This window comes from Ancylobacter sp. GW821-FHT10E12 (assembly GCF_058809335.1).
On the sequence record NZ_JBXASN010000014.1, the window covers coordinates 42,799 to 68,216 of the forward strand.

The 25,418-nt window shown below is 68.5% G+C and carries 25 protein-coding genes; 15 read left to right on the forward strand and 10 right to left on the reverse strand.

Going from position 1 to position 25,418, the window contains the following annotated elements; all coding sequences use genetic code 11:
* The first annotated feature begins 3 nt into the window (after positions 1-3).
* Genes AC1RU4_RS18595 through AC1RU4_RS18620 form a run of 6 tightly spaced genes read left to right on the forward strand, consistent with a single transcriptional unit; the run spans position 4 to position 5,577 of the window.
* Positions 4-804, forward strand: a complete 801-nt coding sequence (locus AC1RU4_RS18595; RefSeq protein WP_492892611.1) for an ABC transporter permease — start codon at positions 4-6, stop codon at positions 802-804.
* Positions 801-1,631, forward strand: coding sequence for a DeoR/GlpR family DNA-binding transcription regulator (locus AC1RU4_RS18600; RefSeq protein WP_492892612.1), 831 nt, complete (start codon positions 801-803; stop codon positions 1,629-1,631). Before AC1RU4_RS18595 ends, AC1RU4_RS18600 begins: the two co-directional genes overlap by 4 nt.
* An 8-nt stretch (positions 1,632-1,639) precedes the next feature.
* A complete protein-coding gene (locus AC1RU4_RS18605; protein ID WP_492892613.1) occupies positions 1,640-2,536 on the forward strand; it encodes a proline iminopeptidase-family hydrolase in 897 nt (298 codons plus the stop codon).
* Positions 2,533-3,234: a cysteine hydrolase family protein gene (locus tag AC1RU4_RS18610; RefSeq protein ID WP_492892614.1), complete on the forward strand. Its 702-nt coding sequence runs from the start codon at positions 2,533-2,535 to the stop codon at positions 3,232-3,234. The genes AC1RU4_RS18605 and AC1RU4_RS18610 overlap by 4 nt, the downstream gene beginning before the upstream one ends.
* Positions 3,235-3,247: 13 nt before the next feature.
* Entirely contained in the window at positions 3,248-4,261 is a 1,014-nt protein-coding gene (locus AC1RU4_RS18615; RefSeq protein ID WP_492892615.1) for a phosphotransferase enzyme family protein, read from the forward strand.
* A complete protein-coding gene (locus tag AC1RU4_RS18620) occupies positions 4,258-5,577 on the forward strand; it encodes an aspartate aminotransferase family protein (protein WP_492892616.1) in 1,320 nt (439 codons plus the stop codon). Before AC1RU4_RS18615 ends, AC1RU4_RS18620 begins: the two co-directional genes overlap by 4 nt.
* Here AC1RU4_RS18620 and AC1RU4_RS18625 read toward each other — a convergent pair whose 3' ends face one another.
* Positions 5,578-6,252, reverse strand: a complete 675-nt coding sequence (locus AC1RU4_RS18625) for an adenosylcobinamide amidohydrolase (protein ID WP_492892617.1) — start codon at positions 6,250-6,252, stop codon at positions 5,578-5,580.
* 148 nt (positions 6,253-6,400) lie between these two features.
* Here AC1RU4_RS18625 and AC1RU4_RS18630 point away from each other — a divergent pair, with 148 nt between their 5' ends.
* From AC1RU4_RS18630 to AC1RU4_RS18640, 3 genes are read left to right on the forward strand one after another with little or no spacing between them, the layout of a single operon-like run.
* A complete protein-coding gene (locus tag AC1RU4_RS18630) occupies positions 6,401-8,551 on the forward strand; it encodes a VTT domain-containing protein (RefSeq protein ID WP_492892618.1) in 2,151 nt (716 codons plus the stop codon).
* Positions 8,552-8,554: 3 nt separating this feature from the next.
* The gene (locus tag AC1RU4_RS18635; protein ID WP_492892619.1) at positions 8,555-9,331 is read left to right on the forward strand and encodes an endonuclease/exonuclease/phosphatase family protein; all 777 of its coding nucleotides are present in this window, start codon (positions 8,555-8,557) and stop codon (positions 9,329-9,331) included.
* 41 nt (positions 9,332-9,372) lie between these two features.
* Positions 9,373-9,891 (forward strand): low affinity iron permease family protein, encoded by a 519-nt coding sequence (locus tag AC1RU4_RS18640; protein ID WP_492892620.1) that lies wholly within the window; start codon positions 9,373-9,375, stop codon positions 9,889-9,891.
* Between the two features lie 89 nt (positions 9,892-9,980).
* On the opposite strand, the gene AC1RU4_RS18645 is transcribed toward AC1RU4_RS18640, so the two are convergent.
* Entirely contained in the window at positions 9,981-10,280 is a 300-nt protein-coding gene (locus tag AC1RU4_RS18645) for a hypothetical protein (RefSeq protein ID WP_492892621.1), read from the reverse strand.
* Positions 10,281-10,754: 474 nt separating this feature from the next.
* Between AC1RU4_RS18645 and AC1RU4_RS18650 the strand changes: the two genes are divergently transcribed.
* From AC1RU4_RS18650 to AC1RU4_RS18670, 5 genes are all read left to right on the forward strand, one after another.
* Entirely contained in the window at positions 10,755-11,642 is an 888-nt protein-coding gene (locus AC1RU4_RS18650) for a transglutaminase family protein (RefSeq protein ID WP_492892622.1), read from the forward strand.
* A gap of 353 nt (positions 11,643-11,995) precedes the next feature.
* The gene (locus AC1RU4_RS18655; protein WP_492892623.1) at positions 11,996-12,982 is read left to right on the forward strand and encodes a TRAP transporter substrate-binding protein; all 987 of its coding nucleotides are present in this window, start codon (positions 11,996-11,998) and stop codon (positions 12,980-12,982) included.
* Positions 12,983-13,008: 26 nt separating this feature from the next.
* Entirely contained in the window at positions 13,009-13,803 is a 795-nt protein-coding gene (locus AC1RU4_RS18660; RefSeq protein ID WP_492892624.1) for a maleate cis-trans isomerase family protein, read from the forward strand.
* Positions 13,800-14,327 carry a TRAP transporter small permease gene (locus AC1RU4_RS18665; protein ID WP_492892625.1) on the forward strand — a complete coding sequence of 176 codons (528 nt, stop codon included), beginning with the start codon at positions 13,800-13,802 and terminating at the stop codon, positions 14,325-14,327. Before AC1RU4_RS18660 ends, AC1RU4_RS18665 begins: the two co-directional genes overlap by 4 nt.
* Positions 14,324-15,613 (forward strand): TRAP transporter large permease, encoded by a 1,290-nt coding sequence (locus AC1RU4_RS18670; RefSeq protein ID WP_492892626.1) that lies wholly within the window; start codon positions 14,324-14,326, stop codon positions 15,611-15,613. The genes AC1RU4_RS18665 and AC1RU4_RS18670 overlap by 4 nt, the downstream gene beginning before the upstream one ends.
* Before the next feature lie 17 nt (positions 15,614-15,630).
* On the opposite strand, the gene AC1RU4_RS18675 is transcribed toward AC1RU4_RS18670, so the two are convergent.
* Complete coding sequence (locus AC1RU4_RS18675) at positions 15,631-16,527, reverse strand: universal stress protein (RefSeq protein ID WP_492892627.1); 897 nt, start codon at positions 16,525-16,527, stop codon at positions 15,631-15,633.
* Positions 16,528-16,857: 330 nt separating this feature from the next.
* Here AC1RU4_RS18675 and AC1RU4_RS18680 point away from each other — a divergent pair, with 330 nt between their 5' ends.
* Complete coding sequence (locus AC1RU4_RS18680; RefSeq protein ID WP_492892628.1) at positions 16,858-18,594, forward strand: ABC transporter ATP-binding protein; 1,737 nt, start codon at positions 16,858-16,860, stop codon at positions 18,592-18,594.
* A 120-nt stretch (positions 18,595-18,714) separates the two neighbouring features.
* On the opposite strand, the gene AC1RU4_RS18685 is transcribed toward AC1RU4_RS18680, so the two are convergent.
* The 7 genes from AC1RU4_RS18685 to AC1RU4_RS18715 all read right to left on the reverse strand — a co-directional run bounded on the left by AC1RU4_RS18685 (position 18,715) and on the right by AC1RU4_RS18715 (position 25,267).
* Positions 18,715-19,458 (reverse strand): DUF2076 domain-containing protein, encoded by a 744-nt coding sequence (locus AC1RU4_RS18685; RefSeq protein WP_492892629.1) that lies wholly within the window; start codon positions 19,456-19,458, stop codon positions 18,715-18,717.
* Between the two features lie 139 nt (positions 19,459-19,597).
* Entirely contained in the window at positions 19,598-20,320 is a 723-nt protein-coding gene (locus tag AC1RU4_RS18690) for a Bax inhibitor-1/YccA family protein (protein ID WP_492892630.1), read from the reverse strand.
* A gap of 39 nt (positions 20,321-20,359) precedes the next feature.
* A complete protein-coding gene (locus tag AC1RU4_RS18695; RefSeq protein WP_492892631.1) occupies positions 20,360-21,148 on the reverse strand; it encodes an anti-sigma factor family protein in 789 nt (262 codons plus the stop codon).
* Positions 21,132-21,692, reverse strand: a complete 561-nt coding sequence (locus AC1RU4_RS18700; RefSeq protein WP_492892632.1) for a sigma-70 family RNA polymerase sigma factor — start codon at positions 21,690-21,692, stop codon at positions 21,132-21,134. Before AC1RU4_RS18700 ends, AC1RU4_RS18695 begins: the two co-directional genes overlap by 17 nt.
* Before the next feature lie 95 nt (positions 21,693-21,787).
* Positions 21,788-22,984 carry a class I SAM-dependent methyltransferase gene (locus tag AC1RU4_RS18705; RefSeq protein WP_492892710.1) on the reverse strand — a complete coding sequence of 399 codons (1,197 nt, stop codon included), beginning with the start codon at positions 22,982-22,984 and terminating at the stop codon, positions 21,788-21,790.
* Positions 22,985-23,075: 91 nt separating this feature from the next.
* On the reverse strand, positions 23,076-23,918 hold the full coding sequence (locus AC1RU4_RS18710) for a DUF1365 domain-containing protein (protein WP_492892633.1): 843 nt from the start codon (positions 23,916-23,918) through the stop codon (positions 23,076-23,078).
* Positions 23,915-25,267, reverse strand: a complete 1,353-nt coding sequence (locus AC1RU4_RS18715; RefSeq protein ID WP_492892634.1) for an NAD(P)/FAD-dependent oxidoreductase — start codon at positions 25,265-25,267, stop codon at positions 23,915-23,917. The genes AC1RU4_RS18710 and AC1RU4_RS18715 overlap by 4 nt, the downstream gene beginning before the upstream one ends.
* Positions 25,268-25,418: the final 151 nt, after the last annotated feature.

The following is a 25,418-nucleotide window of genomic DNA, read 5'->3' on the forward strand; positions in this document are numbered from 1 at the left end:
GCCATGGCGATCCGTCCCAAACGCACCAATGCGCTGATCTGGATCTGGACGATGTTCGTCCTCGTCGCGATCTATCTGCCGATCGTCTGCGGGGCGCTGGCGAGCTTCAACAAGAGCCGCTATTTCGGCTTCCCGATCAAGGTCTACTCGACCGAATGGTGGGACAAGACCCTCGCCTCGATCGAGATCGGCATGATCGTGCGGAACTCGATCGCCATCGCCCTGCTGGTGACCGCGATCTCGGTGGTGATCGCCATTTTCGGCGCGCTCGCCTTCGCCCGCTATGACTGGAAGGGGCGGCGGCTCTACCAGAAGCTGATCATCCTGCCGATCTTCTTCCCGCAGCCGGTGCTCGGCCTCGCCCTGCTGCTCGGCTTCAACGCGGTGGGCATCCAGACCTCGTGGATGACCGCGGTCTTCGCCCATCTGGTGTGGATCGTGCCGGTGGTGACGCTGGTCATCGCCATCCAGGTCTATGGCTTCGACCCGGCGCTGGAAGAGGCGGCCTATGATCTCGGCTGCACGCGGCTGCAGGTGCTGCGCGAGGTGACGCTGCCGCTGCTGTGGCCCGGCATCTGGTCCGGCATGCTGTTCGCCTTCCTGCTGTCCTGGAGCAATTTCCCGCTGTCGCTCTATACGGCGGGGGCGGACTCGACGATCCCGAAATGGCTCTATGCCAAGATGGTGGCCGGCTACACGCCGATGGTGCCGGCGCTCGGCACCATGGCGACGCTGGCCGCCGCGGCGCTGCTGCTCGCCGGCGGGCTGGTGGCGATCCTCGCGCGCCGGCGGCAGCCGGCATGAGCCCGCCCACCCATACCGGCGAGCCCTCCGACATGCTCGCCCCGCAGGACCGGCGCCGGCCGCGCCTCGACAAGCCGGCGCGCCACGAGCGCATCCTCGCCGAGATGATGGCCTCGGCGACGCTCAGGGTCGGCGATCTCGCCGCCGACCTCAACGTCTCCACCGAAACCATCCGCCGCGACCTGTTCGAATTGCAGGAGCGCGGCCTCATCAACCGCACCTATGGCGGCGCGGTGCGCCCGTTCGGCTCCGAGCCGGCGGTGACCGAGCGCCACGGCATGATGGTGGCCGAGCGCGAGGCCATCGCCGCCCTGGCGGTGAAGTTCATCAAGCCGAAGGAGGTGATCGCCATCGGCGCCGGCGCGACCACCACCCATGTCGCCCGCCGCATGGCCGCCGAATGCCGCGACCTCACGGTGATCACCCATTCCTTCTCGGTGGCGACCGTTCTGGCGGCCAACCCGACCATCGAGATCATCATGTGTCCCGGCCGCTATAATGGCCGCGAGGGCATGATGGTCGGGGTGGAGACCGTCGAGTTCCTGCAGAGCTACAACGTCAACCGGGCCATTCTCGGCGTGTCGGGCATCACCCCGGAGGGGCTGGCGGATGCCGAGGCGCCGGCGGCCTGGGTCTACAAGGCGATGATGAACCGGGCGGCGGAGACCATCATCGTCACCGACCACAAGAAGTTCGACGTGCCCTCGCTCGCCATCTGGGCGCGGGTGCCGGACATCCAGCGCCTCGTCAGCGACCGGGCGCCGGACGGCGCGCTCGCCCGTGCACTCGGACGCGCGCGGGTCGAATTGTCGGTGGCGGGCGGATAGGCATTCCCATGTGGCAGCAGAGAGAAGCCGACGAGCGGATCGAGATCGACGTCGATGGCCACCGGGTCGTCGCCTATGGTTATGGCGCCGGCGAGGAAGTGGTGTTCCTGCTGAATGGCGGGCCGGGCCTGCCCTGCGATTATCTGCGCGACGCGCATTCCTTCCTCGCCGGCCGGGGCTACCGGGTGGTGGCCTTCGACCAGCTCGGCTGCGGCGCCTCCGACAGGCCGGACGACGCTTCGCTGTGGCGGATCGAGCGCTATGTCGAGGAGACCGAGACGGTGCGCCGGGCGCTCGGGCTCGGCCGGGTGCACCTCCTCGGCCATAGCTGGGGCGGCTGGCTCGCCATCGATTATGCGCTGACCTATCCCGAGGCGCTGAAGACGCTGATCCTGGAGGATACCGCCGCCGACCTGCCGCATCTCATGGCCGAGATGCATCGGCTGCGCGCCGCGCTCGGACCGGAGACGGTGGAGATGCTGCTCGCCCACGAGGCGGACGGCTCCTATGACCACCCCGAATACCAGGCGGCGATCACGCTGCTGAACTACCGCCATGTCTGCCGGCTGCCACAGTGGCCGCCGCCGCTTCTCGCGTCGCTGAACGACTGGAACATGGTGCCCTACATGGCGATGCAGGGGCCGAACGAGTTCCTCTATATCGGCAATCTCAGGGACTGGAACCGCACGGCGGACCTGCACCGCATCCAATGCCCGGTGCTGATCACCGTCGGCCGGCATGACGAGATCACGCCGGCCTGCGCGCTGCGCATGAAGCAGAACCTGCCGCAGGCCGAGGTCGCGGTGTTCGCCAATTCCAGCCACATGCCGTTCTACGAGGAGCCGGCGGCCTATGATGCGCGCCTCCTCGCCTTCCTCGACGCGCAGAGGGGAGGCGTGGCGTGAGCTGGAAGACCCGCAACCGTTCCTTCTATTACGCGCTCGCCCCCGAGCCGGCCGACCCGGTGCTGGATCCGGCCACCACGGCGCTGCTGGTCATCGACGTGCAGAACATCTACCTGGAGCGCCCGGACCGGGCGAGCCTCGCCACCGAGGCCGAGCGCGCGCATTACGACGGCTGGACGCCGTTCCATGACCGCATGCACGGCACGGTGATCCCCAACATCGCCAGGCTGCTCGCCCTGTTCCGCGCCAGGGGCATCGAATGCCTGTTCGCCCGCATCGCCTGCCAGACGGAGGATGGGCGCGACCGCTCGTTGAGCCAGAAGAAGCCCGGCTTCAACAACCTGCTGCTGCCGAAGGACGGGCGCGCCTCGCAGATCGTGCCGGCGCTGGCGCCGCAGGGCGACGAGATCACCGTCACCAAGACCACCGACAGCGCGCTCACCGGCACCAACCTGCGGCTGATCCTCGCCAATCTCGGCATCCGCACGGTGATCTGCGTCGGCATCTTCACCGACCAGTGCGTCTCCTCCACCGTGCGCAGCCTCGCCGACGAGAGCTTCGACGTGGTGGTGCTGGAGGATTGCTGCGCGGCGGCGACCGACGAGTTGCAGGAGCGCGAGCTGGAAATCATCAACATGATCTACTGCAACGTGATGGCGCTCGACGACCTCACGTCACTGATGAAGCCAAGCCTTTGATGAAGCTCTGATAATGACCGATACCATGTACAGCGACGATTTCCTGGCGCGCCTCGAGGCGGGGCTGCGCGCCGCCCTGCCGCGCTGGGGGCTGCCGGCTTCGAGCGACGTGAAGCTGCTCACCATTTCCGAGAACGCCACCTTCCGCGCCCATGATCCCGCGAGCGGCCGCGACCTCGTGCTGCGCGTGCACCGGCCCGGCTATCACTCGCGTGCCGAGATCGCCTCCGAGCTCGCCTGGCTGGAGGCCTTGGGCCGCGACAAGGTGGTGGCGACGCTGACCCCGGTGCCGCAAGCCGACGGCACGCTGATCGCCGATCTCGACGATGGCGGCGTCACCCGCCACGCCGTCGCCTTCGAGTTGCTGCCGGGACGCGAGCCGGCCGAGGGCGAGGACCTGCCGCGCTGGTTCCGCGAGCTCGGCGCCATCAATGCCCGGCTGCACGCCCATGCGAAGAGCTGGCGGCGGCCGGAGGGTTTCACTCGCAAGCTGTGGGACTTCGAGGCGATGCTCGGCTCCGTCCGGCTCTGGGGCGACTGGCGCGCCGGCCTCGGCCTCGATGCCGAGGGAAGAGCGGTGCTTGAGCAGGTCGCCGCGTCGCTGAAGCAAAAGCTCGACGCCTATGGCACCGGCGCCGATCGCTTCGGCCTCGTCCATGCCGATATGCGCGTCGCCAATCTGCTGGTCGACGGCGACACGCTGTCGGTGATCGATTTCGACGATTGCGGCTTCTCCTGGTATCTCTACGACTTCGCCGCCGCCATCAGCTTCACCGAGCACGAACCCTATATCCCGCAGCTGCAGGCGGCGTGGATCGAGGGCTATCGCACCGTCGCGCCGCTCACCGACGACGAATGCGCCATCCTGCCGGTGTTCATCATGCTGCGGCGGATCCTGCTCACCGCCTGGATCGCCTCGCATGCCGAGACCCCGACCGCGCAGGCGATGGGCGATGCCTATACGCATGGCACGGTGGCGCTAGGCCTCGCCTTCCTCGAAACCCATGCCGAGGGGGCGACGTCATGAAGACGAAAGAACTCCAGATTCTTTCGCTCAACGCCTTCTCGGGCGAGGGCGCCGCGCTGCCCCCCGACATCGCCGCGCTGGTGGAGCGGCGCAAGCGCGCCTTCGGCGCCGGCTCGGTGCTGTTCTACGATGTGCCGCTGAAGATCGTGAAGGCGGAAGGCGCCTATCTCCACGCTTCCGACGGGCGCGCCTATCTCGACTTCTACAACAACGTCCCGACCGTCGGCCACTGCCACCCCAAGGTGGTGGAGGCGGTGCAGCGGCAGATGGGCGAATTCAACATCCACTCGCGCTACCTGTTCGACGTGTCGCACGACTATGCCGAGAAGCTGCTCGCCACCTTCCCGGCGGCGCTCTCCAATGTCGTGCTCACCTGCACCGGCAGCGAGAGCAACGACCTGGCGCTCCGCATCGCCCGCAAGGCGTCGGGCGGCTCCGGCTTCGTGGTGACGCAGACCGCCTATCACGGGAACACGATGGCGGTGACCGAGGTCTCGCCCTCCTCCTACAAGACGGGGGGGCCGCCGCCGCATGTGCGCATGGTGCCGCCGCCGGACCCGGCGATCTTCGGCAATGATGTCGCGCAGGGCTTCGCCGATGCGGTCGCCGGAGCCATCGCGGCGATGGAGGCGGACGGCATCGGCTTCGCCGGGCTGCTGGTCGACACCATCTTCTCCTCGGACGGGGTATTCGCCGATCCGCCGGGCTTCCTGAAAGCCGCGGTGGAGGTGGCGCATAAGGCCGGCGGGCTGTTCATCGCCGACGAGGTGCAGCCCGGCTTCGGACGGACCGGCGCCGGCATGTGGGGCTTCTCGCGCCACGGCATCACGCCGGACATCGTCACCATGGGCAAGCCGATGGGCAATGGCTATCCCATCGCGGGAGTGGTGACGCGGCCGGAGCTGCTCGCCGATTTCTGCGGCGATTTCGGCTATTTCAACACCTTCGCCGCCAGCCCTGTCGCCACCGCCGCCGCGCTCGCCGTGCTGGAGGCGATCGAGGAGGACGGGCTGATCGCCAATGCCGCCCATGTCGGAAAGCATCTTTCCGCGCGGTTGACGCATCTGATGGGCCGTGCGCCGATCACCGCCGTGCGCGGGGCCGGGCTGTATCTCGGCGTCGCCTTCGGCGACGGGACGGGTCCCCGCCCGGATATCGCCAAGGCGCTGATCAACGGCCTGAAGACGCGCGGCATCCTGATCGGCGCCGCCGGCCAGTTCGGCAACGTTCTGAAGATCCGCCCGCCGCTCTGCGTCACCACCGACCACGCCGACCGGCTCGCCGACGCGCTGGAGGAATTGCTGGCACCCGCCTGATCAGCCGCGGGCAGTGATCCAGCGCGTGACGGCGATGCGGGTCGCCTCGACGACGCAGGCGCCGATGGCCTCGCCCATGGCGGTGTGCATGCCGGCATAGGCTTCGGGCTCGCCCGCTGCCGGCGCCGCCATCACGATGCAGTCGGTGCCGGTGCCGGTGACCGCGGCGGTGCCGCCCGGTCGGCGATACCCGGCCTCCATGATGGCGACGGTGCGCGCCTGCGCCACCAGCGAGGCCGCTTCCAGCAGCGCTGCCTCGGTGAGCGGCGATGCGGAGCGGCAGAAAATGTTGACGGTGCCGGCGACGGTCGGGCCCGAGGCATGGCGCATGCCGACGCGCTCGCCATTGTTGAGGCCGGCGGTGACCACGCATTCCGCCCGCGCGCCCTCGATATCGGCCGCGCGATGGACGTGGGAGGCGACATCGCGCGCGGTGAGCAGGCCGACCGCGTCGCCGAGGCCCCTTCCGGCCAGTTCCGCCTCCAGCCAGCGCGCCGGGTCGAGTTGCGGCGTAAGCTCCTGCGCCCCGACCTCGCGCCACGCGACCGTGCTCGCCTCCACGAATCCCGGCCGGTTGAGCGACCAGCTCACCATGCGATGTGGGGCGGCGAGCCGCAGCAGCAGCCACGGACGGGCGCAATCGATGTCGAGCGTCGGGCTCAGGCGCGAAATCATGGACGGGGTAGCGGATGGGGTCATGGCTGGAGCGCTGTAGCAGCCGGGCCGGCCTCTGGCGAGGGCGCGCGCCTCGCCGCGATGCGGAACCGGGGAGGCGCCGCCGCCGTTGTCGCAGGACCCTCGACTGACGGAGAGCCGCCTCGCCATGCTCGATCGCGTCCAACAGCCCATCCACGATGCCGCCTCCGATGAGGGAAATCGCCCGCCGCTGCTGCGCGAGGGCCGCAATGTCTGGCGGATCGAGCAGGCGGCGCGTGCGTCGGTGCTGGTCGACGGAGCCGCCTATTTCGGCGCGCTGCGCTCGGCGCTGACAAAGGCGCAGGATACCGTCTGCATCGCCGGCTGGGACCTCGACAGCCGCATGAAGCTGGTGGGCGAGAGCGGCCACGCCGATGACGGGCTGCCCGAGGCGCTGGCCGATTTCCTCACCGCGCTGGTTCGGCGCAACCCCAAGCTGCGCATAAGGCTGCTGCTCTGGGACTATTCGATGGTGTTCGCCTTCGAGCGGGAGCTGCTGCCGCTCTATTCCTTCATGTGGAACACCCCACCGCAGATCGAGATCTGCCTCGACGATGCGCTGCCCTTCGGCGCCTCGCACCACCAGAAGATCGTCGTCGTCGACGACCGCGTCGCCTTTTCCGGCGGGCTCGACCTGACGGGCCGGCGCTGGGACACGCCCGATCACCTGCCCGAGCAGCAACTGCGCGTCGACCCAGCCGGCGCGCCCTATGCCGCCTTCCACGACGTGCAGATGGTGGTGGAGGGGCCGGCTGCCGCCGCGCTCGGCGAGATGCTGCGTGAGCGCTGGCGCCGCGCTTCCGGCGAGCGGCTGGCGCCGCCGCGCGCGGGACCGGAGCCCTCGCCCTGGCCGGACACCGTGGCGGCGGAATTCGCCGATCTCGGCATCGGCATATCCCGCACCCTGCCGGCGCATGGGAAGATGCCGTGCGTGCGCGAGGTCGAGGCGCTGTTCTTCGACATGATCGAGAAGGCCGAGCGCGTCGTCTATATCGAGAACCAGTTCTTCACCTGCCGGCGCACCACCGAGCGGCTGATCGCCCGCATGCAGGAGCGGCCGGCGCTCGAAGTGGTGGTGGTGATGCCGATGGGCTACCGCTCGTGGTTCGAGCACCGTGCCATGGGCGTCGGGCGCGACCGGGTGATGCGCATGATCGCCGAGGCCGGCCTCGCCGACCGCCTGCGCGTCGTCTATCCCGAGGTGGGACCGCAGAACGCTGCCGGCCGCGTCATGGTGCATTCCAAGGTGACGATCGTCGACGACCGGCTGTTGCGGATCGGCTCGGCCAATCTGTGCAACCGCTCCATGGGGTTCGACAGCGAATGCGACCTCGTGGTCGAGGCGCGGGACGCACCGGAGCGCGAGGGCGTCGCCGGGGTGCGCAACCGGCTGCTGGGCGAGCATCTCGGCCGCGCGGCCGATGAGGTGGGCGAGGCGCTGGCCTCCGGCGGGCTGATGGCGCTGCTCGACGCGCCGGCGCCTGCGCGCCGCCTCGCCCCGGTGCCGTACGAGCCGGAGGCGGCGGAGCTGCCATTGCCGATGATCGACGCGCTCGCCGATCCGGTGGAGCCGCTTTACGAAGAATCCGGCATCGCCGTGCCGGCGCCGCGCCGCTGGCGCAGGCCGTTGCTGGCGCTTGCCGCGCTGGCGGTGGTCGGCGGCCTCGTGCTGGCCTGGAGCTATTCGCCCTTCGCCGAACCGGCCCGGATGGTGCAGGCCTTCGAGCTCCTTTCCGCCGAGCCCTGGGCGCCGGCGCTGGTGATCGCCGCCTTCGTCGCTGGCGGCTTCATCGCCTTTCCGGTCACCCTTCTGATCGTCGCCACGGTGGCGGTGTTCGACGGCTGGACCGGCGCGGTGCTGGCGGGCGCCGGGGCACTCGCCAGCGCGCTGGCGACCTATGCGATCGGCCGCACGCTGGGCGCGCGGCTGGTGCGCCGGTTCATCGGTCCGCGCATCAACCGCATCCGCCGCAGCCTCGCCGATCGCGGCGTGCTGGCGGTGACCACGGTGCGCCTGGTGCCGGCGGCGCCCTTCACCTTCGTCAACCTGGTGGCGGGCGCGGTCGGTATCCCGTTCCTCGAATATGTCGCCGGCACCATTCTTGGCCTCGCTCCGGGGCTGATCGTGATGACGGCGCTCGGCCGGCAGGTGGTCGGCATCCTCAGCGATCCCTCGTTCGGCGCGGTAGCGCTGCTCGTCGGCTTCGTCGCCTTGTGGATGGTGCTGTCGCTGAGCTTCCAGCTGCTGGTGAACCGGGCGCGACCGGCGGCGGCCTGACCCATGCAGCCGGCTCTGTCCGACACGATCCGGCTGATGAGCTGGAACATCCATGGCGGCGTCGGTCCCGACCGGCGCTTCGACCTCGAACGCATCGCCGCGCTGATCGCCCGCCACAAGCCGGATATCGTGGCGCTGCAGGAGATCGACACCCGCGGGCGCGACGTCGACTGCCTCGCCCCGCTCGGCGGGCTGCGCGCCGGCTATTTCGCCGAAGCGCGCACCATCGTCGCGCCGGACGGGCATTACGGCCATGCGCTGTTCAGCCGCTGGGAGACCGCCGGGGTGGAGCTGCACGATCTGTCGGTGCGCCGGCGCGAGCCGCGCTTCGCCATCTCGGCACGGGTGGCGACCGCTGCCGGGCCGCTCAACGTCGTGGCCGTGCATCTCGGCCTCGCCATCGGCGAGCGGATGCGCCAGGTGCGGACGCTGACGCATCTCGGCGAGCGCGACCGGCGGCAGCCGATGCTGATGCTCGGCGATTTCAACGACTGGGCCTCGTTCGGAAAGATGCGCGGCCACCTCGCCGCCGCCTTTCCCTGGACCAGCGGGCTTCGCACCTTTCCGGCGCGGCGCCCGATGCTGCGCCTCGACCGGCTCTACTGCAATGACGGGCTGAAGGTGCTGCGCTGCTTCACCGATACCGAGGCCGCCCGCGCCTCCGACCACCTGCCGGTGATTGCCGACGTGCGGCTGGCGAGCGGTTTGCCCGCGCTCTCCTCGCCCGCCGTCACGGAAGACCGGAACAACGACGCGGGACCGAACATTGTCCCGTCATGAGGTGCGCGCCGTTTCGTGGGCGCCCGCACGGAACCCTCCCGATGAATGCCCAATCTGCCTCCGAATCTTCCGCTTACGACGGAAAAGGCGCGCCCAAGCGTTCCGCCTTCACCCGCTTCTCCCAACGCGTGTCGCATTGGACCGGCCACCCGGCGACCTTTATCGGCGCGGTGGCGATCATCGTGGCCTGGGCGGTGACCGGGCCGTTCGTCGGTTTCAACGATACCTGGCAGCTGATCATCAATACCTCGACCACCATCGTCACCTTCCTGATGGTGTTCGTGATCCAGAACAGCCAGAACCGCGACACCGCGGCGATGCAGATCAAGCTCGACGAATTGATCGCCCGGCTCGAGGGGCCGCGGGAAAAGCTGATGGATCTCGAGGAGCTGGACGAGCCGGAGCTGGAGCGCATCCGCGCCGAGTTCGAGCAGCGCGCGCGCCGCAGCCGCGAGGCGCCCTCCGGCGGCGGCACCTCCGGCGCGAAGCGGCCGGCCCGGCGAAAGCCCTCCGCGCGACGCGCGGCTAAGAACCCCGCCGCAACGGACGGCAAGAGCTAGCGTTCTCCATGGGTTGACACTCCGCTGCGATTATCCTTTGTCGGCTATGTAAATGCGCCGGCGCGGGCGCGCGCCGGCAGAAGGCGTCCTCAGGCCGGCGAGCGCCACCGCGCCTCGGGGCGATCCGGCGCCGTGCGCGGGGCCAGCGGCGAAAACCGCCAGCCGATCAGTTCGCAGGTGACGAGGCGGCCCTGCGGGTCGCGGATCTCGACGGGCTTGAGCGTCCCGCCCCGCCGCATTTCCAGCGCGCGGTCGACGGCATCGGGGATGGTGGAGAAGCGCAGCCGCTTCATCGGCTGCAGCACGTCGTCGGAGGAGAGGGCGGTATAATAGAGCATATAGAAGGCCGGAGCCGGCGGGCGGGTGGTTGAAGGGGAAATGGTCGGCATCTCAGCGATCCTCCGTGCATGCGGCGCCGGCCTGAGGGGCAGGCGGCACCTGCGTTCCTCGCCACCCCGCCGGAGCGGGACGGCAAGCGCCACAATGGACTCGCACAACGACAGCCCATGATCGCGACGATCCGAGGCTGCACGTTCGGCGGGACAAGTGATTCGGCTCGCGGGGCACCCGCAGAACGCATTCGTGAGGTGAAGGAAGACCAGATCGGCGCCATCGTCAATCGATAAAATTAGATGTTTCTGCTGGAACCTTCCTCCATCATCCGCGTTTGCGCCCTCATATTACCGTTATTCGTGATTGGTTTTGAATTAGTGGAAATAAGACTGTCATAATTTCGACAGATGCCGTTACGATATTGCTGCAAATGCGAAGAGTGCTGACGGGTGCGCGCTGTGGTGCCCGTCCGCCCGCCATGCTACTCCCGCCATCGCGAGGCGCCGAGGCACAAGCGCCGGGAGGACGGCATGGCGCGCATCGGCATCACCCACACGACGGAATACCGCTACCGCAACCCGGTGGGGCTCACACGCCACAGGATGATGCTGCGGCCGGACGACAGCCACGACCTGCGGCTGCACCGCGCCACGCTGAAGATCGATCCGCCGCCGGCGAGCCTTCGCTGGGCGCATGACGTGTTCAACAATTCGATCTGCTTCGTCGAATGGCCGGGCGATCTGCGCACGACGCAGCTGAAGATCGTCTCCACCCTCGACATGACCCACCATCCCGATGGCGCGCCGCTGCCGGTCTACAGCCTCGATCCGGCAGCCGAGACCTTCCCGTTTTCCTATGCCGCCTCGGAGATCCCCGATCTCGCCCGCCTCGCCGAACGCCAGCTTCCCGACCCGGACCGTGCCGTCGACAACTGGGCGCGGCGCTTCCTCGGCACCGGTGGGTCGCTGCGCACGCTGGAGGTGATGGAGGCGATGACCCATGCCATCAAGGCCGAGTTCGCCTATGGCGAGCGGCACGAGGAGGGCACGCAGTCGGCGGCCGATACGCTGCGGCTCGGCACCGGCACCTGCCGCGACTTCGCGGTGCTGATGATGGAAGCGCTGCGCAGCTTCGGCCTCGCGACCCGCTTCGTCACCGGCTACCTCTATGACGACGCCGACGGCACCACCCGCGGCGGTGGCAGCACCCATGCCTGGTGCTCGGTCTATCTGCCCGGTGCCGGCTGGGTGGAGTATGACCCGACCAACGGGTTGGTGGCCGGCGCCAATCTCGTGCGTGTCGGGGTGACGCGCAATGCCGAGCAGGCCTCGCCGATCTCCGGCGGCTATTTCGGCGAGGCGGGCGACTCGCTCGGCATGAATGTCGATGTAAGCGTGCGCGCTTCCCCGCTGGGCTGAGATCGGGGGCCTGAGCCGGAACCTTGCCGGACTTGACTATACAAACACGCCGGATGATCGGAAAATATTATCCACAAGATCATTTAAAGTAATTACTGATCATATTACATCCAGATGGCGCATTCTTTACGTCGTCACGTCGAATGAAAAATGCATTGAATAGTTTTTTATTATGTAATAGATAAAATTGCATAATAATTCCTGATCAAATAATCATCCTCTGATACTGGACTCTGCTCTCCTGATGGGCATCGTCAATTTTACCTAGAGGAAAATCGACGAAATCGCTCTATTGGCACGATCGCTGCAATTCTTCCGCACGGTTCACACTGCAAGCGGCAAGGATGCGAAACATGCGTGCTCTCGTTTCTCTCGGTAAGCTGGCCGGCGCCGGGCTTCTCGCGCTCTCCCTCGCCGCTGGCCCGGCCGCTGCCGCGGCCAAGATGCGGATGGCGGTCGAGACCAATCAGGGCGACCCGCTCAACATCATGCTCGCGAATTTCCGCGACGCGCTGGCCAGGTCGGCCGGCTCCGACGTCACCATCGAGTTCTTCGAGGGCGGCGCGCTCGGCGACGAGACGGCTCTGATGGAGCTGATCCGCGCCGGCGAGGTGCAGGTCGTGCCGATGGGCTCGGACGTCGTCACCCTCGACAAGAGCTTTTCCGTGCTCGACACGCCGTTCCTGTTCGCCGACAAGGCGACCGCGCGCGCCGCCTTCGATGGCACGTTCGGCGAGCTGCTTGCCGCCTCGCTGCGCGAGAAGGCCGGGCTCGAGGTGCTGGCCTTCGGTGAACTGGGCTTCCGCACCATCTCCACCACGGCCAGGCAGATCAACACCCCGGCCGATCTCAAGGGGCTGAAGATCCGCACCCCCGGCAGCCCGACCCGCATCATGGCCTTCAAGACGCTGGGCGCCGCTCCGACGCCGATGCCGCTGGGCGAGGTCTACATGGCGCTGAAGCAGGGCGCGCTGGACGGCCAGGAGAATCCGCTCTCGGTGATCAAGGACTTCTCCTTCTTCGAAGTGCAGAAGTATATCGCCCTCACCAACCATGTTTACACGCCGATCACCCTCGCCATGAACGGTGTCGCCTATGACGCGCTCGCCCCGGAGCTGAAGGTGAAGCTGAAGGAGGCCGCCAAGGCGGGCAGCGCCGCCACCCGCAAGGTCTCCGACGACAGCGACGCCCGCCTCGTCGACGAGTTCAAGGCGAAGGGCGTCACCGTCACCACCCCGGACCTCGCCGCCTTCCGCAAGGCCGCCGAGCCGATCAAGAGCGAGATCGCCAAGGTCGTCGGGCCGGCCTTCATGACCAAGGTCGAAGCGGCACTGAAGTGAGCGGTGCTGAAGCGAGTGTGCCTGCAATGACCACAATCACTGGTGCCGGGGCCAAACCCGGCTTCCGCTACGACGGCTACGGAACGCTGGGCCGCATCGGCCTCATCTATATCGCCTCCAGCATCGTCATGGACGCCGAATGGGCGGCCATGGCGGCGCCGGGACTCTCGGTCCACACCACCCGCGTGCGCCTGCCCAAGGTCACGCTGGAGGGGATCGACGCCATGATGAACGCGCCGGAGCTGGAGCAGTCCGCCCGGCTCGTCGGCTCGGCGCCGATCGACGTCCTGTGCTTCGGCGGTACCAGCGCCTCCTTCGTCTACGGCACCTCCTACGACAAGGCGCTGATCGGCCGCATGGAGGGCTGGGCCCCTGGGGTGAAGGCGACCACCGCCTCCACCGCCTCGCTGGCGGCGCTGGCCGAGGTGAAGGCCGGCCCGGTGGCGCTGGCGACGCCCTATGTCGACGCCATCCACCAACGGGCGATCAGCTTCCTCGAATCCAACGGCCATCCGGTGCTGAAGCACGGCAATCTCGGCATCGACGAGGATTGGGCGCTCGCCGAGGTGCCGCTGGAGAAGGTGTTCGACCATGTGGTCGCCTGCGACCACCCGGACGCCACCGCCATCTTCATCTCCTGCACCAATTTCCGCTCCGCCGGCGTCATCGAGGCGCTGGAGACGGCGCTGGGCAAGCCGGTGATCTCGGCGGTGCAGGCGTCGTTCTGGCATTGCCTGGAGGTCGCCGACATCGACGGCGCGCGCTCCGGCTATGGAAGGCTGTTCGACCGGCGTCTGGCGAGAGAGGGCGAGGCGATATGAGCGATCAACTGACATCCGCCAGCCTTCATCCGGCACCAGCGCCGGGTCTCGTCGCGCTGGTCGGCCGGGCGGCCAACTGGCTGCTGGAGGCCGCCGGCATCGTGCTGATGACCGCGCTGAGCCTCCTCGTGCTCGCCAATGCCATGGGCCGCTACTTCTTCTCGGAGCCTCTGCCATGGACCGAGGAACTGGTGAGCATCCTCCTCGTCTGGATCGCCGCCATCGGGGTGGTGCTGGCGGCGAGCCGAGGCGCGCTGGTCGGCTGCGATATCCTCATCTGCCGGCTGCGCCCGCCGCAGGCCCGCACGGTCGGGCGCTTCGTCGCCCTTGTCGGGGCGCTGCTGATGCTGGTCGTCGCCTGGTATTCGTGGCGCTACATGGGCGTCTTCGGCCGCGACACCACGCCGATGCTCGACATCCCGAAGGCCTGGATCTCCGGCGGATTGCTGGCGGCCTCGCTCGGCATGGCGGTTGTCTTCACCTATCGCGCGATCTCGCCGCCCCGCCCGGAGATGCTGCCATGATGCTCGCCCTCGCCGGTGGATCGCTCGTCGCGCTCTGCGTGCTGGTCGTCTGCGGATTCCCGATCATCGTCGGCCTCGTCGCCGCGGTGCTGATCTTCCTCACCGTCAGCGGCGGCTGGGCGCTCGCCCTGCCGCAGCAGACCATCACCGGGCTCGCCGACTACATCCTCGTCACGCTGCCCCTGTTCATCCTCGCCGGCGGCATCATGAACAATGGCGGCATCGCCAAGCGCCTGTTCGACTTCGCGGTGGCGCTGGTCGGCTGGATGCGCGGCGGCCTCGCCCATGTCGACGTGCTCACCTCGGTGCTGTTCGGCGGCATGATCGGCACGTCGGTCGCCGATCTCGCCGGCACCGGCTCGGTCACCATCCCGCATCTGAAGAAGCACGGCTATCCCGGCCCCTTCGCCGCGGCGGTCACCGCCACCTCGTCCGGCATCGGCGTGCTGATCCCGCCATCCTCGCCGATGATCCTGTATTCCGCCGTCACCGGCACCTCGCTCGGCGCGCTGTTTCTCGCCGGCGTGGTGCCGGGCCTGCTGATGGGTGGCATGATGATGGGCGTCATCTCCTGGCTCGCGCCTCGTCGCGGCTGGGGCACGGCGGGACCCTTCGTGCCCAGCGAGGTGTGGCGCACCGGCAAGCGGGCGGTGCTGCCGCTCGGCCTGCCGGCCTTCATCCTGATCAGCCTGATCAGCGGCGTGTGCACGCCGAGCGAGGCCGGCGCCTTCGCGCTCGCCTATGCCTTCGTGCTGTCGAAGATCGTCTACCGCTCGATCTCGTGGAGCGAGCTGCGCCAGGTGGTGGTCGACGCCACCATCATGACCGGCGAGGTGCTGATCGTGGTCGGCTTCTCCACCGCGCTCGGCTGGGCGCTGTCGCAGGCCAAGGTGCCGATCGCGCTCGCCGACGGGCTGCAGATGCTGTTCCCCTTCGAGGCGCCGACGCTGAAGATCCTGGTGCTGCTCCTGCTGGCGCTGATCGCCGGCATGGTGCTGGACCCGCTGATCCCGATGATCATGCCGGTGCTGCTGCCCTCGCTGATCGCGATGCAGGTCGACCTGGTGCATTTCGGCGTGCTGATCGTGGTGACGGTGGTGATCGGCCAGATCACCCCGCCGGTCGCCATCGCGATATTGGTCTCGGCCAAGATCGCGCGCGAGGACGTGGTGCATGTGTTCCGGGCCAACATGCCGTTCTTCTGGGGCATGCTGGCGTTCCTGGTGCTGCTCACCGCGGTGCCGTGGCTCTCCACCGGCCTGCCGTCGCTGATGATGGCGGAATGAGCCCTGGCGCCTCCGCCTCAGGCGGGGGCGTCGCCCTTCGGCACCACGAGTATGTCGCAGGGCACCTCGGCGAGGATGGTGGTGTCGGTATCGCCGGCCAGAAACCGATGCAGCAGGCTCTTTTCGCCGCTGCCGATCACCACGAGGTCGACGTCGCGCGCCTCCACATGGTCGGCGAGCGCCGCGGCTGGGCTGCCGGGCACGAATACCAGCTCCAGCCTGTCGCGCGACAGGCCCGAGCCCGGCAGGTCCGCCGCCGTGAGGAAGGCCTCCGCCTCCTTCGCCACCACGGTGCGATATTCCTCGACATAGGCCTCGCGGTCGGAGGTCAGCCCGGCGAAGGGGGCGTCATAGGCGTGGAGCAGGGCGAGGCGCGCTTCGGGAAACCACGCCGCCGCGGTGGCGAGCGGGGCGGCGGAGCCGTCGCTGAAATCGCTGGCGACGACGACGCGCGCATAGGCGCCGTGCGGCCGGTCGCGCACCATCAGCAGCGGCAGATGCGCCTGCCGCACCAGCGTGTCGACGCTGCGGCCGATATGCAGCCGCCCCAGCGCCTCGTCGCGGGCGACGCCGGTGATCACCAGCCCGGCGTCGCGGCCGAGCGCGGCATCGGCCACCACCTGCGCGCAGTCGCCTTCGGCGACCATCATCCCGACCTCGTCAATGGCCTCGCCGAGGCTGCGGCGGAGCCGGCGCTTGGCGATCCCAAGCGGATTGATGGCGCGCGGCTGGGCGACGAGATGATGCGCGCCGTACCAGCCCTCCACCTCTGCGGCCGGCTCGACGGCATGGACGACCAGCAGGCTCGCCTCCCATTGCGCGGCGAGCTGCCGCGCGCGGTCCAGCGCCCGGTCGCAACGTGCCGAGAGGTCGGTTGCCAGCACCAGCCGTTCAGGTGTCGCGACAGGGTTCACGCCGTGCACTCTTTCCATTTCCGGGGCAACGCCCGCGGCGGGTTTCCGATCCTCTTGCCCGGACCGTGTCCAGGGGCACACGAGGCCATTCGCGATGGTATAAAGGTAAAGGCGTCATGCGTCGTCACCCGACTGTGCCATCCCGACCCCCGCATCGGCCAGACCCTTTGAGGCCGGACCGACAGGATGCGCCGGTCGCCGTTGCCAGGACCGGGAGCGGCCGGGCATGCGCCGCCGGCCTGCGTCTCGGCCGGTTGGCGGGCTTGCAAGCGGCGGTCGGCTCTGGAATGGAAGATGCCGGCCGGGCGCAGCGCCGCGGCGGAGTGAGTGATGATCAAGGCGTTCTTCTCGTATTACCGCCCGCACTGGCATCTCTTCGTCGTCGATTTCGGCTGTGCGGTGGTATCCGGCGTGCTCGAGCTCGGCTTTCCGATGGCGATGAAGCTGTTCGTCGACCGGCTGCTGCCGGGCGGCGATCTCGGGCTCGTCGCGCTGGCGGCGATCGGGCTGCTGCTGGTCTATGCGGTCAACAGCGCCCTGATGGCCGTCGTCACCTATTGGGGCCACGTGCTCGGCATCAATATCGAGACCGAGATGCGCGCCCGCGCCTTCGAGCACCTGCAGAAACTGTCCTTCCGCTTCTTCGACAACATCAAGACCGGCAATCTCGTCGCCCGCGTCACCAAGGACCTGGAGGAGATCGGCGAGATCGCCCATCACGGCCCCGAGGACCTGTTCATCGCGGTGATGACTTTCATCGGCGCCTTTATCCTGATGCTCTACGTGCATCCGCCACTCGCCTTCCTGACCGCGCTGATCGTGCCGATCACCGTGCTTCTGGTCGCCCGCTATGGCGGCCGCATGACGAGCAACTGGCAGGCGCAGTTCGGCCGCGTCGGGCAGTTCAACGTGCGGCTGGAAGAGAATATCGGCGGCATCCGCGTGGTGCAGGCCTTCGCCAACGAGGCCCATGAGCGCGAGCTGTTCGCCGGCGACAATGCCCGCTACCGCGCCACCAAGCTCGACGGTTACCGCGCCATGGCGGCGGGGCAGGCGCTGAACTACATGGCCATGCGCCTCGTGCAGCTCGCCGTCATGCTCGCCGGCGCCTGGTATGTCGTGCAGGGCCAGCTGTCGATCGGCGGCTTCGTCGGCTTCCTGCTGCTGGTCGGGGTGTTCTACCGCCCGCTCGACAAGATCGCCGCGGTGATGGAGACCTATCCGAAGGGCATTGCCGGGTTCCGCCGCTATCAGGAACTGCTGGCGACCGCCCCGGACATCGCCGACCGGCCCGGTGCCGTCGACGTGCGGGAATTACGCGGCGATATCCGCTTCGAGAATGTGAGCTTCGGCTACACGCCGGACCGCGCCGTGCTTTCCGGCATCGATCTCGACATCCCGGCCGGGCAGACCGCGGCCTTCGTCGGGCCCTCGGGCGCCGGCAAGACCACGCTTCTGTCGCTGGTGCCGCGTTTCTACGAGCCCACGGGCGGGCGCATCACCATCGACGGCATCGACATCGCCCAGATGACGCTCGCCTCGCTGCGCCGGCATATCGGCATCGTGCAGCAGGACATCTTCCTGTTCGGCGGCACGATCCGGGAGAACATCGCCTATGGGCGGCTCGGTGCCTCGGAGGCGGAGATCGTCGAGGCGGCCCGCCGCGCCCGGCTCGACGGCCTGGTCGCCTCGCTGCCGGACGGGCTCGACACCCTCGTCGGCGAGCGCGGGGTGAAGCTGTCCGGCGGGCAGAAGCAGCGTCTCGCCATCGCCCGCATCTTCCTCAAGAACCCGCCGATCCTCATCCTCGACGAGGCGACCTCGGCGCTCGACACCGAGACCGAGCGAGAGATCCAGGTCTCTCTGGACGAATTGTCGGAAGGCCGCACCACCCTCGTCATCGCCCATCGCCTTGCCACCATCCGCCATGCCGACCGCATCGTGGTGGTCACGCCGCAGGGCATTGCCGAGGAAGGGCCGCACGAGGAACTGCTGGCGCGCGACGGCATCTATCGTCGCCTGCATCTGGCGCAGACGCAGGGGGCGTCCGAGGCGGTGGAGCCGTAAGCCGGACAAATCGTTCTCCGCGAATGGCGGTGCGAGCCGGCCGGGCGATCCTCCTTAAAAAATGGGCCGGCGTGAGCCGGCCCAGGAGAGGAAACATATCGGGGAAGTGACGGGAGGCGATCAGAAATCCTCGCTGCCGCCGCCGCCGAAAAAGTCGTCGAAGAAGCCGCCGCCATCAGCCGCACCGGGGTCGTCGGCCATGCCGGGATCGTCGGCGGGGGTGTCGTCCGCCACAGGCTGCTCTGCCGGCGGGGGATCGGCCGGTGGGGACTCGGCCGGTGCGGCCTTGGCCTCGTTGCCGCCGAACATGCTGCCGATGGCTTGGCCGAGCAGCACGCCGCCGGCAACGCCCATCGCGGTCTGCGCGGCGCCGGCCAGAAATCCGCCGCCGCCGAAGCCGCCGCGGCCCATCGCGCCGACCTGCTGCCCGCCCCAGGGTTGGGTGCCCGTTGGCTGATTGCCTGTCGGCTGGCCGGCCATTTCCGCGGCAGCCATCGGCGCCACCGCCGGTGCGCCCATGGGGCGCGGCACGGCGGGAACCGACCCGGCGCGCGATGCCGGCGACTGGGAGGATCCGAACAATCCGCTGAACAGGCCCCCGGAGGCGGGACGGGCTCCGTCCGCCTGTGTCCGCTCCAGCTCGGCCTTGGCCTGTTCCAGCTCGGCGATGCGGGCCTGCGCCTGCCTCAGCGCGTAGTCCTGCATCACGATGGTCTGCGCCATATAATAGGGCGCGCCGGGCTGGCGGGCGATCTCCTCGCGGATGAAGCCCTCCGCACCGGCGTCGCGCGGCGGCGAATTGCGCTCCGCCCCGGCGAGGCGGGAGAACAGCGCTTCAATGGCCTGACGATCCTGCTCGTTCATCTCAATTCTCCTCGTCCGATCGGCCGGAGCCCGTTTCGCGAAGGCCGGTGGCCGTCGCGCCGGACAGGCTCCAGCGTGGGGAAGCTAGAGCACTTTCTTGTCGATCTGGTGTTCCACCGGGTCGGAAAGGCTCCGGCGATCACTCGCGCTCGCCGGTAAGGTTGAGAAGCAGCTGGAAGATGTTGATGAAATTCAGGTAGAGCGAGAAGGCGCCGAACACCGCCAGCTTCTGCTGCGATTCCGCGTCGAAATTGTCGGCATACTGCTCCTTGATCGACTGGGTGTCCCAGGCGGTCAGGCCGACGAAGACCAGGATGCCGACCACCGAGACGATGAACTGCAGCATGGTCGAGCCGAGGAAGATGTTGACCAGGCTGGCGATCACCACGCCGATCAGGCCCATGATCAGGAACGAGCCGAACTGCGACAGGTCGCGCTTGGTCGTGTAGCCGTACAGGCTCGTCGCGCCGAACATGGTGGCGGCGATGAAGAAGGTGCGGGCGATGCTGGTGCCGGTGAACACCAGGAAGATCGAGGCCATGGACAGGCCCATCACCGCGCAGAACGCCCAGAACATCGTCTGCGCGCCCGAGGCCGACATCGACTGCATGCGGAACGAGAAGACCAGCACGAAGGCGAGCGGCGCCAGCATCACCACCCATTTCAGCGGGGTGGAGAAGATCGGCACATACAGCGCCGGCGTGGTGCCGACGAAGAAGGCGACGGCGCCGGTCAGCACGAGGCCGAGCGCCATGTAATTATAGACGCGCAGCATGTGGCGGCGCAGGCCCTCGTCGAAGACGGCCTGGTCGACGCTGCGGGCGCTCGTGCCCCATTGGAAGCCGGAATTCGGCGTGTTCATCTGCTTGACTCCTTGAGAAGCGCGATCGACAAAGCGCGATCAGTAAAGCGATCTGGCGAGCCGCGAGGCCGCCTGATCGAGTTGTTTCGCGTCGCTCTGCGCCACCAGCGCATAGGCGACCTCGCCGACCTGCCAATAGGCGGCGCTGAAGGTGTCCTTCATCGCCACCGTGGCCGGCACGACGTCGAAGCTGCCGGGGCGCACCGCGAACAGCGACACCTTGCCGAGCCCCTCGGCCTCCAGCGCCAGCTCGACGCTCGGCCCGAAGGTAGAGGGGAAAACCTGCACGTCGGTGACGGACCAGCCCTTGGGCAGCTCCGGCATGACGATGGCGGTGGCCGCGCGGATATCGGCGGGGTCATAGGCGTCCGAGCCAGCCTGCGAGGACATGGCGGCGCGCATCTGCGCCGTGCGGTGCGCCATCACCGCCGCGTCGACATAGGCCGGCGGCAGGCCGGAAGCGACAACTTCGCTGACGCCGAACGGCCCGAGCTGGGCGTGGGCGAACCAGCCGGCGCCGACCAGCAGCGCCACCGCCGCCGCCGCGCGCAACTGGCGCCAGACCCGCACCCGGCCGAGCGCCCGCTCCAGCCGTCGCGCGGCCTCCACCGTCGCCACCCGCGCCGGGGCGTTCATCACCGAGCGCGGCGTATCGGCGAGCGCGAGGCGCAGCTCGTCGCGGATGCGCAGATCCGCCATCACCCGCGAGGCCGCCTCCGGCCGCTCGCTGAGATAGGCCTCGACATCGATGCGCCGGGCAACGTCCAGCTGGTCGTCGACATAGCCGGAGAGGTCGTCGTCGGACACGGGATCAACGGGTCGGTTCATCCGAGCCTCCTACGAGCTTCAGGCGCGGACGGCCGGTCGATGCCGTGCCGTCCTCGACGGCGCGCAGGCTCGCCCGCGCACGGGAGAGGCGCGACATCAGCGTGCCCTGGGGAATGTTCAGCGCGGCGGCGGCCTCGGCATAGCCGAGCCCCTCGATGGCGACGAGATGCAGCGCCGCGCGCTGCTCCTCCGGCAGGTCGAGAAAGGCGTCGCGGATCTGCGCCAGCCGGACATGGTGTTCCTGGGCGGGCTCGCTCGCCGGCACCTCTATCTGGGTAAGGCGACCGGCCCGCTCGACCTCGGCGCGGCGGGCGCGGCGGCGGTCGACGAACACGTTGTGCAGGATGGAGAACAGCCAGCCGCGCAGCCCGTGCGCGGAACGGCCGTGCCCCGGATCGAAACCGGACCGCTTTTCATAGGCGCGCAGCAGCGCGTCCTGCACCAGGTCCTCGGCGTCGGCCTCGTCGCGCGTCAACGCCCGCGCATAGCGCCGCAGCGCCGCGAGCTGGCCGAGCACGTCGAAGGTCGGATTTTCCTGCGTCATGCTCCATATACGGAGCCGGAGCCGTTCCTATTCCACCCCGATCGCACGAATCTTTCAACGCGCGGCTTCAAGCCTCGCGTATCAGGCCTCGCGTATCAGGCTTCCTGCAATCGGCGCAGCACATAGAGACCGACATCGGTCGCCCCGCTGCGGAACCCGGCCTCGCAATAGCTCAGATAATAGTCCCACATCCGCCGGAAGCGCTCGTCGAAGCCTAGCGGCGCCAGTTCCGCCGCGCCGGCGAGGAAGCGGCGGCGCCATTCGGCGAGCGTGCGGGCATAGGAGGGGCCGAAGGTCTCGCCGTGTTCGAAGGCGAGGCCGGCCCGCGCGGCCTGCTCGGCGATGATTCCGGTGGTCGGCAGCATGCCGCCGGGAAAGATGTAGCGCTGGATGAAGTCGGGATGGCTGCGATAGCCCTCGAACCGCTCGCCGGCAATGGTGATCACCTGCAGCACCGCCGTGCCGCCCGGTACCAGCCGCTCGCGCAGCGTGGCGAAATAGGTCTCCCAATAATCCTCGCCGACCGCTTCCAGCATTTCGATGGAGACGATGCGGTCGAACTGTCCCTCGACGTCGCGATAGTCCTGCAGCCGCAGCTCGACGCGATCGGCGGCGCCGATTTCCGCCATATGGGCCCGCGCATGGGCGAGCTGCTCGTGCGACAGCGTCAGCCCGGTCACGCGTGCGCCGGAGGCGGCGAGGAAGGCGGCGAGCGCGCCCCAGCCGCAGCCGATCTCCAGCACGCTCTCGCCGCCCCGGAGCGCCATCAGCTCGCGGATGCGCAGCAGCTTCGCCGCCTGCGCCGCCTCCAGCGTCTGGTGCTCGTCGGTATAGAACGCGGAGGAATAGATCATGCCGGGGTCGAGCCACAGCCGATAGAACGCGTTGCCGAGATCGTAGTGGAACGAGATGTTGCGCCGGCTGCCCTCGCGCGAATTGCGATGCGCGAGGTGCCGCAGCCGGTTGACCAGGCGTACCGGCGCGATGCCGGCGATCTGTTGGTCGAAGCCGGGGCCGTTGGCGGCGGCGAGCTCGATGAGCCGGGTCAGGTCCGGGCTGGTCCAGTCTCCGGCGATATAGCCCTCGGCAAAGCCGATATCGCCGCCGGTGACGATGCGGCGAACGGCGCGCCAATTGGCCAGCACCAGCCGCGCCTCCGGTCCCGGCCGCCCGCCGCCGCAGGCGATCCGCCCGCCGCCCGGCAGGTCGATCACCAGCCGGCCGATGGCGAGGCCGGCCAGCAGCCGCTGCAGCACGGCGGCCCCGAACCGATCGCCCCAGCGGCGGGGCATGTGGAGGCCGGCAAGCGTCTGGCCGGCGAGCGTCTGGTTGGAAAGAGTTTGGCTGGAAAGAGTTGGGCCGGTCAGCGTGGGGTGGGCTTCGCTATCGGAGTATATGGGTGGACGCATGGGCGGGCAGCTCCTTTGGCAGCGAGGCGGACGTCACGGTGACCGCGCGCTCCGGCGGCGGCGGGCGGCGGCGCAGGCCGATGCCCTTGGCCCAGATGCGCAGCGCCTCCCAATGGATGCCGGCGACGACCTTCAGCGTCAGCAGCGGATAGGCGAGGAAGGCCTTCGCGAGGGTGCGGTCGGTAAGGGGGCGGCGTTCGGCGCGTTGCACGGCGCTCAGCACCGGGCCATCGCGGTCGCAGGCGACGATGCCGACGGACAATGTCTCGCCGGGCGGACGCAGGCGGAAGGAATAGGTGAGTTCCATGTCCATGAAGGGCGAGACATAGAAGCATTTGGCGGCGCTCTGGCGCAGCAGCCCGTCGCGGCTTTCCCCGGCCGGGACGAGATAGCCGTGGCGCTGGCCGAAGGTGTTGTTCACCTCGTAGAGCACCGCCATCAGCGAGCCGTCGCGGCGATGGCAGAAGAAGATGCTCAGCGGGTTGAAGGCGTAGCCGAGGATGCGCGGCATGGTCAGCAGCCGGATCGCCCCGCCATCCGGTTCCATGCCGGCGGCACGCATATGCCGTTCCACCTGCAAGCGCAGCGGCGCACTGGAGCCGTCGCCATAGTCGCGGTCGTAGAAGCCGAACAGGTTGAAGCGGTTGCGCGAGAACAGCCGGAGGCTCGCGTCGAGCGCCTCGATCTCGTCGAGGTCGATCAGCAGCGAAAAGATGCGGTAGCTCAGCCGGTGAGCGCGCGGGCGCACCCGCTTGTGGATCACCGATCCGGCATAGAGTGAGGAATTGTCGGTGCCATTGCCGTTTCCAGCCCTCATTCCGCCGCCTCCAGCAGCGTCACCGGTGCGCGCGGGATCGGCGCCGGGCCAAGATGGATGCGACCGGACTCGTCCTCCACCTGCCAGGGCCGGCGGACCCCTCCGAGCTGTTCGGCCACCGCGAGGCCGGCCTGCAAGCCGTCTTCGTGGAATCCGGCGCCGAAATAGGCGCCGCAGAACCAAAGGCCCCCCTGTCCCTGCAGCGACCACAGGTGCTTCTGCGCCTCCATCGCCCGCGCGTCGAATTGCGGATGCGCGAAGCTCTGGCGCAGGATGACGCTATCGGGCGCCGGCTCGTGCTGCGGGTTGAGGGTGACGAAGCGCGGCGTCGCCTCCGGGATGTGCTGAAGCTTGTTCATCCAGTAGGTCACCGCGAGCCCCTCGCGGTCGCCCATATAGTTCCACGCCGCCCAGGCGCGCCGGCGCTTCGGCATCAGCCGCGGGTCGGTGTGGAGCACCACGTCGTTGGCGCGATAAGGGATGGCGCCGAGCCGCGCGGTCTCCTGCGGGGTCGGGGTTTCGATCATCGCCAGCGCCTCGTCGGCATGGGCGGCGATCACCACCCGGTCGAAGCGTTGCGCCGTGCCGCCGGCATCGACCACCGTGACGCCCTCCGCCTCGCGAATGATCCGGCGGGCGCCGCGTCCCGTGTGCGCGGTGCCGTAGAAGCCATTCATCAGCCGTTTCACATAGGCGCGGCTGCCCTCCTCGACGGTGCGCCAAACCGGGCGCCGCGTCAGTTTCAGCAGGCCGTGATTGTCGCAGAAGCGCACGAAGGAAGCGGCCGGGTAGCGGCCGACCGCCTCGCCCGGCATCGACCAGATCGCCGCCGCCATCGGCTTGAGATGATCCTCGCGGAAGGCCGCGCCATAGCCGCGCGCGTCGAGATAGTCGTCGAGGCTGGCGCCGCCCATGGTCGGCAGGTCGCGCGGTGCCTCGCGATAGAAGCGCATCAGGTCGCGCAGCATGATCCAGAAGCGCGGGCGCAGCGCATTGGACGGCTGGGCGAACAGGCCCATTAGGTCGGAGCCGGCATATTCCAGCCGCCCGCCGTCGAGCGACACCGAGAGCGACATGTCGGTCGGCTTGGTGGCGACGGCGAGATGGCGGAACAGCGCGGCGAGGTTGGGATAGGTCGCCTCGTTATAGACGATGAAGCCGGTATCGACCGGCACGCCGCCGGCCTTCACCGTGTGGCTGTGGCCGCCGAGCCGTCCGTTCGCCTCGAACAGCGTCACCCGATGCGCCTTGGACAGCAGCCACGCCGCCGACATGCCGGAAATGCCGGCCCCGATCACCGCGATGTCGAGCGGTGCCGGCGACGCGAGGGTTGCACTACGCGGGTTCATGGACCGGCCTTTTGCTGACGGCAGTGGAGGCGGCGCGAGGAGTTGTCTAATCTCCATACGAAAGCCGTCCGTCGTCGGATCACCGGCTCCGCGTCCCTCGCGCATCGGTGATCCGACCCGGCCGGGGCCGCGTAGAAGGGCGTATGAATGC

Bases quoted from the DNA above. Each gene is read 5' to 3' on its own strand.
- AC1RU4_RS18595 (WP_492892611.1), top strand. From the start codon at position 4: ATGGCGATCCGTCCCAAACGCACCAATGCGCTGATCTGGATCTGGACG.
- AC1RU4_RS18600 (WP_492892612.1), top strand. From the start codon at position 801: ATGAGCCCGCCCACCCATACCGGCGAGCCCTCCGACATGCTCGCCCCG.
- AC1RU4_RS18605 (WP_492892613.1), top strand. From the start codon at position 1,640: ATGTGGCAGCAGAGAGAAGCCGACGAGCGGATCGAGATCGACGTCGAT.
- AC1RU4_RS18615 (WP_492892615.1), top strand. From the start codon at position 3,248: ATGACCGATACCATGTACAGCGACGATTTCCTGGCGCGCCTCGAGGCG.
- AC1RU4_RS18620 (WP_492892616.1), top strand. From the start codon at position 4,258: ATGAAGACGAAAGAACTCCAGATTCTTTCGCTCAACGCCTTCTCGGGC.
- AC1RU4_RS18625 (WP_492892617.1), bottom strand. From the start codon at position 6,252: ATGATTTCGCGCCTGAGCCCGACGCTCGACATCGATTGCGCCCGTCCG.
- AC1RU4_RS18630 (WP_492892618.1), top strand. From the start codon at position 6,401: ATGCTCGATCGCGTCCAACAGCCCATCCACGATGCCGCCTCCGATGAG.
- AC1RU4_RS18635 (WP_492892619.1), top strand. From the start codon at position 8,555: ATGCAGCCGGCTCTGTCCGACACGATCCGGCTGATGAGCTGGAACATC.
- AC1RU4_RS18640 (WP_492892620.1), top strand. From the start codon at position 9,373: ATGAATGCCCAATCTGCCTCCGAATCTTCCGCTTACGACGGAAAAGGC.
- AC1RU4_RS18645 (WP_492892621.1), bottom strand. From the start codon at position 10,280: ATGCCGACCATTTCCCCTTCAACCACCCGCCCGCCGGCTCCGGCCTTC.
- AC1RU4_RS18650 (WP_492892622.1), top strand. From the start codon at position 10,755: ATGGCGCGCATCGGCATCACCCACACGACGGAATACCGCTACCGCAAC.
- AC1RU4_RS18655 (WP_492892623.1), top strand. From the start codon at position 11,996: ATGCGTGCTCTCGTTTCTCTCGGTAAGCTGGCCGGCGCCGGGCTTCTC.
- AC1RU4_RS18660 (WP_492892624.1), top strand. From the start codon at position 13,009: ATGACCACAATCACTGGTGCCGGGGCCAAACCCGGCTTCCGCTACGAC.
- AC1RU4_RS18665 (WP_492892625.1), top strand. From the start codon at position 13,800: ATGAGCGATCAACTGACATCCGCCAGCCTTCATCCGGCACCAGCGCCG.
- AC1RU4_RS18670 (WP_492892626.1), top strand. From the start codon at position 14,324: ATGATGCTCGCCCTCGCCGGTGGATCGCTCGTCGCGCTCTGCGTGCTG.
- AC1RU4_RS18680 (WP_492892628.1), top strand. From the start codon at position 16,858: ATGATCAAGGCGTTCTTCTCGTATTACCGCCCGCACTGGCATCTCTTC.
- AC1RU4_RS18685 (WP_492892629.1), bottom strand. From the start codon at position 19,458: ATGAACGAGCAGGATCGTCAGGCCATTGAAGCGCTGTTCTCCCGCCTC.
- AC1RU4_RS18690 (WP_492892630.1), bottom strand. From the start codon at position 20,320: ATGAACACGCCGAATTCCGGCTTCCAATGGGGCACGAGCGCCCGCAGC.
- AC1RU4_RS18695 (WP_492892631.1), bottom strand. From the start codon at position 21,148: ATGAACCGACCCGTTGATCCCGTGTCCGACGACGACCTCTCCGGCTAT.
- AC1RU4_RS18700 (WP_492892632.1), bottom strand. From the start codon at position 21,692: ATGACGCAGGAAAATCCGACCTTCGACGTGCTCGGCCAGCTCGCGGCG.
- AC1RU4_RS18705 (WP_492892710.1), bottom strand. From the start codon at position 22,984: ATGCCCCGCCGCTGGGGCGATCGGTTCGGGGCCGCCGTGCTGCAGCGG.
- AC1RU4_RS18710 (WP_492892633.1), bottom strand. From the start codon at position 23,918: ATGAGGGCTGGAAACGGCAATGGCACCGACAATTCCTCACTCTATGCC.
- AC1RU4_RS18715 (WP_492892634.1), bottom strand. From the start codon at position 25,267: ATGAACCCGCGTAGTGCAACCCTCGCGTCGCCGGCACCGCTCGACATC.